Annotated in this window: 1 protein-coding gene; it reads right to left on the bottom strand. The window is 67.8% G+C overall.

Annotated elements, in window-relative coordinates:
• A partial coding sequence (locus ACZYSP_RS35420) for a rhodanese-like domain-containing protein (RefSeq protein ID WP_489019225.1) occupies positions 1 to 180 on the bottom strand: 180 nt, incomplete at its 3' end.
• Positions 181 to 298: the final 118 nt, after the last annotated feature.

Here is a 298-nt window from a genome sequence, read left to right as displayed (position 1 = left end):
CAGTTCGGCCAGCCGCCCGGGAATCTCGTTCATCGGAATCGCCACCAGGGTGAAGCCCGGGGGAGCGACGCTCGCCGTCTGCAGTTCCCAGGGCTCACGCACGTCGAGCAGCACGGGGGTGGCATCGGCGTTCTGGGCGAACCAGGCGGCAAGGTCGGCGGGGCGGACTTGGTCGATCATTCGGTCAACCGCCGGCTCAGAACGAGAAGCGCGAGGGCTCGGGGAAGTTCAGCAGGCGCGGGGCCACGATATCCCAGGGCTGGATGGTGTCCCACTTGCTTTCGCTCGAGCGGGTGAC

The organism is Variovorax sp. F042 (assembly GCF_057814215.1).
The sequence above is the reverse complement of the archived record's forward strand: the minus strand, read 5'-3'. Positions and strand labels throughout refer to the sequence as shown.